This is a genomic window from Metabacillus niabensis (assembly GCF_902829255.1).
Classification (GTDB): domain Bacteria; phylum Bacillota; class Bacilli; order Bacillales; family Bacillaceae; genus Metabacillus; species Metabacillus niabensis.
In genome coordinates, this window is the sequence record NZ_CADEPK010000056.1 from 1 (window position 1) to 9,185 (window position 9,185).

Here is a 9,185-nt window from a genome sequence, read left to right on the forward strand (position 1 = left end):
AAGGGGAAAAGGAGCAGAGGGAGGAGGAGGGGGGGGGAGGGGGGAGGAAGAAAAGGGGGGCGGAGAAAGGAGAAAGCGGAGGGCGAGAGAGGAGGCAGGCAAGGGGGAGAGGAGAGGGGGAGAAGAGACAGGGGCAAGAAAGTAGGGAACAGACGGCAGGGGAAAGTGTCCAGCTGATTAACACGTCCTTAGACTCACAGCTACAGCCTTTAAAAGAGGATGTAGATTATTTTGCGCGAACTGCAAAGAAAGCAAATACAACCTTAACGGAAGAAGCTATCAAAGGTATTAAACAAAAATTTAATCAATATATAAGCACAAAACCAACAGTTCAGGCGATTTATATTGGTACAGACACTGGTGAAACAATTCTCTCACCAACAGCACAATTACCTAAAGATTTTGACCCAAGAAAACGAGAATGGTATAAGCTTGCAATGGAGAATAAAGGGGAAGTTGTCCTAACTAAACCATATATTGATGCAAGTACAAACGAAACGTCAGTCACGTTTGCTAAAACTTTAGATGATTTCTCTGGGGTAATCGCGATTGATGTAGATATAGCTTCTCTTAGTAATTTAGCAAATAAAGCAAAAGTAGGGAAGAAAGGGTATATTACAGTTATTGATAACACAAAAACATATTTAATCCACCCTGAGGAGCAAGGGAAAAAAGTGAAAGGTGATTGGGTCAATAATCTTTTTCAACGTGAAGAGGGTAACTTTACATATACATTCAATGGTGAAAGTAAAATGATGGAATATACGACAAATGAATTAACAGGATGGAAAATTGCTGGAACAATGTATGCCAATGAAATTCAAAATGAAATGAAGGAAATCTTTATAAAAACATGGATCGTAATTATTGCATCATTAATTATCGGGGCAATTATCATTTTCTTTATTATTCAATCAATTCTTAAGCCGATTCGAACACTTGTTACATCAACAAATAGAATTAGCCAAGGGGATTTAACGGTAGAGATTAATACTAGCTCGAATGATGAATTAGGCCAGCTATCTAAGAGCTTTAAGCAAATGGTCGATCATTTAAGAGCGGTTGTATTAAATTTACGTTCAGCTTCAGAACGAGTCAGTGCTTCTTCGGAAGAATTAATTGCAAATAGTCATTTAACTGTAGAAGGGACGAAGCAGGTGACAGAAGCGATACAACAGGTTGCGAATGGAGCAGACGATCAAACTAATAAAATTGCTACTAATGCAAAATCGTTAGATGAAGTAATGAATGGAATGATTCACATTGCAAATAGTTCAACTCAAGTAGCTGATATTGCTCATGATACTGTTAATGAAGCGAAAAGTGGACAAAGTTATATCCAACATAATCTTGAACAAATGATTTCGATTAATCAATCTGTAACTGAATCAAATAAAGTGATTCAATCATTATCTACACGTTCAGATGAAATAGGTAGAATTATTGAAGCAATAACGGATATCGCCGAGCAAACGAATTTGCTAGCATTAAACGCAGCAATTGAAGCCGCTAGAGCAGGAGAGAATGGAAGAGGCTTTGCTGTTGTAGCAGATGAAGTGAGAAAATTAGCTGAGCAATCAAGAGAGTCTGCAAATCAAATCGATACGTTAATAAGAACAATGCAACAAGATACAGAAAAATCAGTGGTAACAATGGAAGAGGTTTCAAAAAATGCAGCAGAAGGTTTGCAAATATCTACAGAAACTGCAGAAAAATTTGAACAGATCATGAATCGTATGGCTCAAATGACACCTAAAGTGGAGGAAGTATCAGCAACGGTTCAACAGATAACTGCTGCTATTCAAGAGGTTAGCTCATCAGCTAATGAATTAAATATAATCGCAAATGAAAGCTTAGCAACTTCAGAGGAGGTTGCTGCTACGACTGAACAACAGTTAGCTTCAATGGAAGAAATCACTGATGCTGCTAAGTCCTTAACCGTGATGGCAGAAGAATTACAATCATTAATTGAAAAATTCAATGTTTAAGACTTGTCATAATGGGTAGAGATGGGGGAATATTAACATATAGAGTATTTTTTAATAAGGGTGGTAATGAAAAGATGAAGTTAACAATTGACTGGACAGGGAATATGGGATTTTCAAGTACTACACCAACAGGGCACCAAATTAAGATGGACGCAAGTGTTGAGGTTGGTGGACAAAATAGTGGTCCAAGACCTACAGAGCTATTATTAAATGCAGTTGCAGGTTGTACAGGTATAGATATTATTTCAATATTGCATAAAATGCGGTTAAAGCCTCTTTCTTTTCATATTGATGTAGAAGGGGCACGTGCAGAGGAACATCCAAAAAAATTTACAAACGTAAATATTCATTATTCTTTTGAAGGGGACTTGCCAGAAGAAAAAGTTGTACGAGCGATAAAGCTTTCAAAAGATAAATATTGTTCGGTCTCACATTCATTAAGTGCTACGATAACAGCAAGCTACTCAATTAATAGTGAAGAAAAAAAGGTTCTTGATGAATAATAATACACAGAAAAAGCTTGAGAATTCTCAAGCTTTTTCTGTTATATGAACTTTATAGATTGCAATTTAGTCATCGCTCGTTTTCTTAGGAAGCTCTGTCTTTACTTCAACCCGTGCATTCCCCATCATTAAAACCAAGATTGCAGCTATCGCAATTGGAATTAGGGCTAGCATAAAAGTGTTCGTAATAGACTCTGACATTGCATTTACAATTTTGTCGAGAATTTCATCAGGTATATTTTCACGTTCACCAGATTGAAAGAGCTGCTGGGGATCATTGAGTTGAGCCATCGCTTGAGCATTATTATCCCCAATGTTGTCAAACTCATATTTTAATTTTTCAGTAAAACCATTATTTTGGATGACGCCATAAATCGTTACACCTAAGGTCATTCCTAAGGAACGGAGAAATGAATTCGTTGAGTTTGCAGTTCCACGGTATCTCTGCTCCAAATTATGAATTGAGGCTGTTGGCAATAGCGAGAATGAGAAGCCCATTCCAAACCCAACGATAATCATATAGACTGTTAACAGTGTACGACTCGTTTCAGGTGTTAAAGTACCGAGTAAATACATACCTAAAAAATAAGATATGACAGAAATAATCATTAAATTTCTGAAACTCGTTTTTGTTTGGAAAATCCCCCCAATTGCACTACCTAAAACAGAACCTAACATCATTGGAGTTAAAATAAATCCTGCATTTGTTGCTGAACCTCCATAAACTGCTTGAACAAAAATCGGGATAAATACAGTCAATATAATAAATGTACCACCGTATAGGAAGGCAAGAATTTGTGATGTTGCGAATAAACGTTTTTTAAATAACCAAAATGGAATGATCGGATCAGCTGCAAACCGTTCGAGAATGAAAAACACAATAATAAAGATTCCAAATATACTAAATAAGCTAATGATTTGCGGTGAATTCCATGCGAATTGTTCTCCGCCTAATTCAAGTGCAAACATAAGGCTGATGATGGCAATTACAAGTGTTGCAGCACCCCCCCAATCAATTTTTTGTTTTATATGTTGAGGTGATTCTTTGTAATAGCGAACGATAAAAAATAACGAAATTATTCCAAGTGGGACATTTACATAAAATATCCAGTGCCAGCTTATGTATTCTGTAATATATGCCCCAAGCAAGGGTCCTAACACGCTTGAAGCTCCAAAGACAGCTCCCAATAATCCGGTCATTTTTCCTCGTTTTTCAGGAGGGAAAATATCAAAAATGATTGTAAAGGCAATAGGCATTAGTGCTCCTCCACCAATCCCTTGAATAGCACGAAAAATACTTAATTGAACAATGCTTTGCGCAAGGCCACAAAGTGCTGAGCCAATTAAGAAAATGATTAATCCGAAAAGGAAAAATCTTTTTCGACCATACATATCTGAAAGTTTACCGAAAATCGGCATACCTGCCATTGTTGCTACCATATAGGCGGATGTAACCCAAACGAATTTGTCAAAACCTCCAAGATCTGAAACGATCGTACCCATTGCAGTAGCAACGATTGTATTATCCATTGCTGACATTAATATTGCTAATAATAGACCAGCAACAATAAATTTTTGGTGTTTATTTTGCTCCATCTAGTGCTTTCTCCTTTCGGTAAGAGAAAATTACCCTCTCACTTTGCACGATGATATGTTTAAAAGTAAAATGAAAACAAACTTTTAAAATTGTCTCGATAATCGAGATAATTTTAAGTTTATGGGAGGGATAAAGCCTATGTCAAGCTTAAATAGTAGAAAAAGGTTACAGATTGAAGCGGTAACACAACAGCTTAGAAAACTTAGTATTAGAAGCGTTTTATTTCAACAAAATATTACACATACATTAGGATTGATTCAAACAGATTTAAAAACAATCGATATTTTAGCGGAAACGGGACCGATAACCGCGGGGGAGTTAGCAACTATTACCGGGAATAGTACAAGTTCAATAACAGCAATTTTAGATCGTTTAGAAAAGGCAGGGTTTATTATAAGGAAAAGAAACATACAAGACCGGCGAAAAGTAATGATAAACTTATTGGAGGAAAAGGTAAATAACTTACAGCTTTATTATTCTTCCTTATCAGAGTCTACTAAAAACTATTGTGAAAAATATAACGAGGATGAGTTAGAACTTATTACTCAATTTATTTCAGATATTGCCCAAATTGTTGAAACTGAAGGGAAATTAATCAGGAAAAATTCATAACTTATAGCTATGAACGATGAAGAAGGTACTGGATGAAGATTACCATTTAAGTATATTACTGTTTAACAATGATTGTTTATATGGAATCGACAAAGGAAAAGGAGGATTGTTAAAATCCTCCACAATAGATTTTCGCTCTTTTAATGATATTTTACAATTTTATCAAGTGGGAAGCGATGGTGCTCATATCCTTCTGAGGCTTGACGACCAAATGGCACCATTGCTCCAAATTTAATATGTTCAGGAAGTGAGAGCAATTCCTTGACTTTTTCGTGATCAAACCCTAGCATTGGTACACTTGCAAAGCCGAGCCCTTGAATGGCTGTTAGTAAGAACCCTAATGCAATATTAGTTTGAGTAAGTCCCCATTGACCCCGTTCCTCAACACTCATCCCACTAAAGAAGGAAGATAAATTCGCAACTTCTTCTTGTTGACGTTCAGGTGATAAACCGGGATGTACTGTTTCGGATAAATGGGCAATAACATCTTCCATATCACTGACAACTAAGACAACTGCTGGGGCAGAGGTGACCTGTTTTTGACCATAAGCAGCCTCTTGTAGCTTTTCCTTTAGCTGATTATCAGTTATTACGTGAAATCTCCATGGCTGAAGGTTCCATGCACTTGGTGTTAATCGGACTAACTCAAATATTTCAGTTAGCTCTTCTTTTGTAATGGTTTCTTGCTCAAACTTTCGAATACTATGTCTAGATTCAATTGCTTCCTTTACAGTAAGGTTTTTCTTGATTGTTTGAGTAGTCAATGAAATCTCTCCTCCCATCGATAAAAACTAAACGTAGATACAATCTACAGAGTTAGTATGTACATGGAAAGGTTTTTAACTCGATACTTGGAAATGCAATAACTATTAAATTTTCCATAATGTAGAGAAAAAAGCTGTCACATTCATTGTCCTCCCTCTTATCTATATTGATCGAGAAAGGGCAATTTAGGAAGGAGACAGCTTTTTACTACATATATATACACTACTGCTTTAATTGATTTAGTTCTTGAATGCATTCTTGTACAAGTGTTACGGCCTGACTCATCGTTGCACCACCACCAAAAGCAGCAGTTACACCAATTGCTTCAAGAATTTCTTCTTCACTGCAGCCTTCATCTAGACAGCCCTTTGTATGATAAATAATACAATATTCATCTTGAGAATAAAGGCTAATTCCTAATGCGATTAGTTGTTTTTCCTTTTTTGATAAGCTTCCTTCTTTAAAACATTCCTCTGTAAAGTCATTAAATTTACTTGCAAGCTCTGGCATTTTTTTTGTGAAGTTTCCTAAACCTGCTTTATAATGATGAAGTGCTTCTTCTGTTGAATTTCTTGCTTCAAACTCCATTTCCATCCTCACTCCAATACATCGATTTTAAAAATCCAAGGTTAGTATGAGCTAAAGACGGAATCATTAATCAAAAAAGTCTATAAGGAAATCTTCAAACTTATATTTTTCGCTTCCTTTGTTTTTAAGAACACTGTATATGTATCTTCTTCACCTATAAATTCAATTGTCCCACTATTCTTGTTGTTTACAATATCCTCCCAGACTACTTCGTTGCTTGTAGAACTTTTCACAATAATGGAGAGGCTTCCTTCTTTACAATTAACTTCGTAAGGAATCGTCATAACACCTGAAGAGGTAATGTCAAAAGAAGTCACTTCATACGATCCTTTTAGTTTTCCGATTGAAAGCTCTACTTTATTATTTGTAGTAACTTTATTTGTATTTATAGCAAGATTTCCTCCATTTAAAGCGACAAACATAATAATAGCGGATACTATAACGCTTATACCAATACCTATACTAAATATGACGAGGACTTTTTTCGAGCGATTTCGTTCCTTTTGATTACTAACAAGTAGTAAATAATAAATCAATCTAAACATGATTGGAAAAGTAAATGCACCAATTAAAAGAGGAGCGATCATTCCAGAATCGAAAGCTTGTAAGAGTAAAAGTAATAATGAGAAAAAATAAAATGCAACGGCAACATTGTAAATGATCCGTAAAAAGGTACTCGTATTTTGACGTTTACCAAATAAGAACTCAATGACTTTTTTCATTCAAATCACCTTTCTTCCATATTTTTTTTGTGACATTTCAATATTTTAACGTTTTTCCACAAATATGTAATCATAAAACTTTGATGAAATACGGAAAATGAAAGTATTAAATTGAAAAGGTGTGTTTAATAATGGACTTTGATAATGAAATGACTTCTTACAGTCCTGGTGATATTGTTTATGTTTTTTATCGAAATCCTCATACTCAAGATGTCGCTAATATTCAAGAGGCAGCAGTTGTTAATAACCCGGAAAACCCTAATGAGCTAGCGATATTTCTATACGAAACTTACTATCCTTTAACAAATGAGATTGCTGTATATTCAAGTGAAGAAGAGGCAAAAGCTGCTTATGACTATTACTTTGAAAGTATGTAGAGGGATGCGAAAAAATGAGTAGACCACCATTTGTACCACAGCTTGTTTACTTTGAACCGAAAGCGCTTGAATATCCATTAGGACAGCAATTAAAGGAAAAATTTGAAAAAATGGATTTAGAAATAAAATATACAACATCACATAATCAAATTCGTAATTTACCAGGGGATAATGATTTTCAAAAATACCGTGTTGCCAAATCTACACTTGTCGTAGGGATTCGAAAAACGTTAAAATTTGATACTTCTAAACCATCTGCAGAATATGCTATTCCATTTGCGACAGGGTGTATGGGGCATTGCCATTATTGCTATTTACAAACGACAATGGGAAGTAAGCCATATATTCGTACGTACGTGAACGTGGATGAAATCTTAGATGCTGCAGATAAATATATGGAAGAGCGTGCACCTGAATTTACGCGATTTGAAGCAGCGTGTACATCAGACATTGTCGGGATTGATCATTTAACACATACTTTAAAAAGAGCGATCGAGCATTTTGGGAAATCAGAATATGGAAAATTACGATTTGTCACAAAATTTCATCATGTCGATCATTTGTTAGATGCTGAGCATAATGGGAAAACTAGGTTTAGATTTAGTATCAATGCCGATTATGTTATAAAAAACTTTGAACCAGGTACATCTTCACTAGCTGATCGCTTACAAGCAGCAGGAAAGGTTGCAAGAGCCGGATATCCACTAGGTTTTATTGTTGCTCCAATTTATCTACATGAAGGCTGGGAAGATGGATATTATCATATGTTTGAAAGATTGGATGCAGAGTTACCTGAGGAGGCAAAAAAGGATATAACGTTCGAATTTATCCAGCATCGCTTTACAAAGCCAGCAAAGAGGGTAATTGAGAAGAACTACCCGATGACAAAGCTAGAACTAGATGAATCAGCTAGAAGATATAAATGGGGGAAATACGGTATTGGAAAGTATATTTATCAAAAGGAAGAAGAAGAGGATATAAAATCTCATTTATATTCTTATATGGAAAAATTCTTTCCAAATGCAAAGCTTGAGTATTTTACATGATGAAAGAAATGATAGAAGGAAAGGGAGCCCCTTTCCTTCCTGGCTTAATGGTACTGTTCTAACGGATAGATGATATCTTTATTATTCACGCCAATTGGCATGTTTGTTCCTTCTCTGTGATGAATAAAAAGTGGTAATCCTTCAGTTGTATACATACTAGTTTCTGTTGGATTTTGTCTTTGGTGGTGAATATGTAAATGTGGTTCACTCGTTGAACCGGAATTTCCAACTCTTGCTAAAGGAGTTCCAATTTCGATTATTTGTCCCTTTTTTACTAAAATTGAATTTTGTTTAATATGGGCAAGCACTAAAAATGTCTTTGTTTCGCTAATTTTAATAAAAATATAGTTACCCATCATTGTTTCATTTTCCTCTGTTTCAGGTGGAATATCTTTTTCATCATCAAAAACTTCAATAACTGTCCCTTTAACAGGTGAGTAAATCATCGCATTGAAAATTCCATAATCCTCTAAATTAGTGTTTTTTGTTGAATGTGGTTCCATAATAAAGTCATAAGCCCATCGTTCATTAGGTGCTAAAACATGGGGACGATTCGTTTCAATAGAGTCTCCGCCCCAGCCAACTATTGCAGCTTGATTAAATGGATGTTCAATTGTGATAGAGGGAGAAGTTTTCTCAAGAGCAGCAGGGTATGCAAATTGTCCAATGTTAATAAACCATAGTGAAGGGAACGACATAATCGAAAATAAAATGACTGAATAAATCATCTTTATGGATAGTTTCCCTTTCAATAATTTTACAACTAGTAAGAATATAGAAATTAGAAATAGTACGATTCCTAAAATACTACTACCAAGTAAAAGCCACCAGCTTATGACACCGAAAACTCCTTCAACAAAAAATACATTAATCCATAGGAAAGATAAAAACAGACTAACAAATAATAGAAATATATTTCCTTTCAACAGACTTCACCTCATGCTCAATATTTCTTTTAGATTACCTTGTAAATGAAGGGAGTAAAAA

10 protein-coding genes are annotated in these 9,185 nt (G+C 35.3%); 5 read left to right on the top strand and 5 right to left on the bottom strand.

The genetic code is table 11. The annotated features are described in order from the left end of the window. Both HU235_RS07205 and HU235_RS07210 read left to right on the top strand, forming a co-directional pair. Nucleotides 1-1,988: methyl-accepting chemotaxis protein (locus HU235_RS07205; protein ID WP_174879769.1), on the top strand; the 1,988-nt coding region annotated here is incomplete at its 5' end. Nucleotides 1,989-2,062: 74 nt separating this feature from the next. Then, nucleotides 2,063-2,491 carry an OsmC family protein gene (locus HU235_RS07210; RefSeq protein WP_174879770.1) on the top strand — a complete coding sequence of 143 codons (429 nt, stop codon included), beginning with the start codon at nucleotides 2,063-2,065 and terminating at the stop codon, nucleotides 2,489-2,491. A 66-nt stretch (nucleotides 2,492-2,557) separates the two neighbouring features. Here the strand turns inward: HU235_RS07210 and HU235_RS07215 are convergent, their stop codons facing one another. Further along, the gene (locus tag HU235_RS07215; RefSeq protein ID WP_095299068.1) at nucleotides 2,558-4,087 is read right to left on the bottom strand and encodes an MDR family MFS transporter; all 1,530 of its coding nucleotides are present in this window, start codon (nucleotides 4,085-4,087) and stop codon (nucleotides 2,558-2,560) included. 139 nt (nucleotides 4,088-4,226) lie between these two features. Between HU235_RS07215 and HU235_RS07220 the strand changes: the two genes are divergently transcribed. Next, a complete protein-coding gene (locus HU235_RS07220; protein ID WP_170944263.1) occupies nucleotides 4,227-4,700 on the top strand; it encodes a MarR family transcriptional regulator in 474 nt (157 codons plus the stop codon). A gap of 140 nt (nucleotides 4,701-4,840) precedes the next feature. Here HU235_RS07220 and HU235_RS07225 read toward each other — a convergent pair whose 3' ends face one another. The 3 genes from HU235_RS07225 to HU235_RS07235 all read right to left on the bottom strand — a co-directional run bounded on the left by HU235_RS07225 (nucleotide 4,841) and on the right by HU235_RS07235 (nucleotide 6,775). Then, nucleotides 4,841-5,464, bottom strand: a complete 624-nt coding sequence (locus tag HU235_RS07225; RefSeq protein ID WP_217451421.1) for a nitroreductase family protein — start codon at nucleotides 5,462-5,464, stop codon at nucleotides 4,841-4,843. Nucleotides 5,465-5,687: 223 nt separating this feature from the next. Then, complete coding sequence (locus HU235_RS07230) at nucleotides 5,688-6,053, bottom strand: carboxymuconolactone decarboxylase family protein (RefSeq protein WP_095299162.1); 366 nt, start codon at nucleotides 6,051-6,053, stop codon at nucleotides 5,688-5,690. Between the two features lie 80 nt (nucleotides 6,054-6,133). Then, nucleotides 6,134-6,775: a hypothetical protein gene (locus tag HU235_RS07235; RefSeq protein WP_145580851.1), complete on the bottom strand. Its 642-nt coding sequence runs from the start codon at nucleotides 6,773-6,775 to the stop codon at nucleotides 6,134-6,136. 131 nt (nucleotides 6,776-6,906) lie between these two features. Between HU235_RS07235 and HU235_RS07240 the strand changes: the two genes are divergently transcribed. Together HU235_RS07240 and splB are read left to right on the top strand one after the other, a co-directional pair. Beyond that, nucleotides 6,907-7,152 carry a transcriptional regulator SplA domain-containing protein gene (locus HU235_RS07240; RefSeq protein WP_095299061.1) on the top strand — a complete coding sequence of 82 codons (246 nt, stop codon included), beginning with the start codon at nucleotides 6,907-6,909 and terminating at the stop codon, nucleotides 7,150-7,152. A gap of 14 nt (nucleotides 7,153-7,166) precedes the next feature. Next, the gene (splB, locus tag HU235_RS07245) at nucleotides 7,167-8,198 is read left to right on the top strand and encodes a spore photoproduct lyase (protein ID WP_095299059.1); all 1,032 of its coding nucleotides are present in this window, start codon (nucleotides 7,167-7,169) and stop codon (nucleotides 8,196-8,198) included. A gap of 44 nt (nucleotides 8,199-8,242) precedes the next feature. Here splB and HU235_RS07250 read toward each other — a convergent pair whose 3' ends face one another. Further along, nucleotides 8,243-9,124, bottom strand: a complete 882-nt coding sequence (locus HU235_RS07250; protein ID WP_174879771.1) for a M23 family metallopeptidase — start codon at nucleotides 9,122-9,124, stop codon at nucleotides 8,243-8,245. Between the last annotated feature and the right edge of the window lie 61 nt (nucleotides 9,125-9,185).

Coding starts and splice junctions, on each gene's coding strand:
- HU235_RS07210 (WP_174879770.1), top strand. CDS start 2,063: ATGAAGTTAACAATTGACTGGACAGGGAATATGGGATTTTCAAGTACT.
- HU235_RS07215 (WP_095299068.1), bottom strand. CDS start 4,087: ATGGAGCAAAATAAACACCAAAAATTTATTGTTGCTGGTCTATTATTA.
- HU235_RS07220 (WP_170944263.1), top strand. CDS start 4,227: ATGTCAAGCTTAAATAGTAGAAAAAGGTTACAGATTGAAGCGGTAACA.
- HU235_RS07230 (WP_095299162.1), bottom strand. CDS start 6,053: ATGGAGTTTGAAGCAAGAAATTCAACAGAAGAAGCACTTCATCATTAT.
- HU235_RS07235 (WP_145580851.1), bottom strand. CDS start 6,775: ATGAAAAAAGTCATTGAGTTCTTATTTGGTAAACGTCAAAATACGAGT.
- HU235_RS07240 (WP_095299061.1), top strand. CDS start 6,907: ATGGACTTTGATAATGAAATGACTTCTTACAGTCCTGGTGATATTGTT.
- splB (WP_095299059.1), top strand. CDS start 7,167: ATGAGTAGACCACCATTTGTACCACAGCTTGTTTACTTTGAACCGAAA.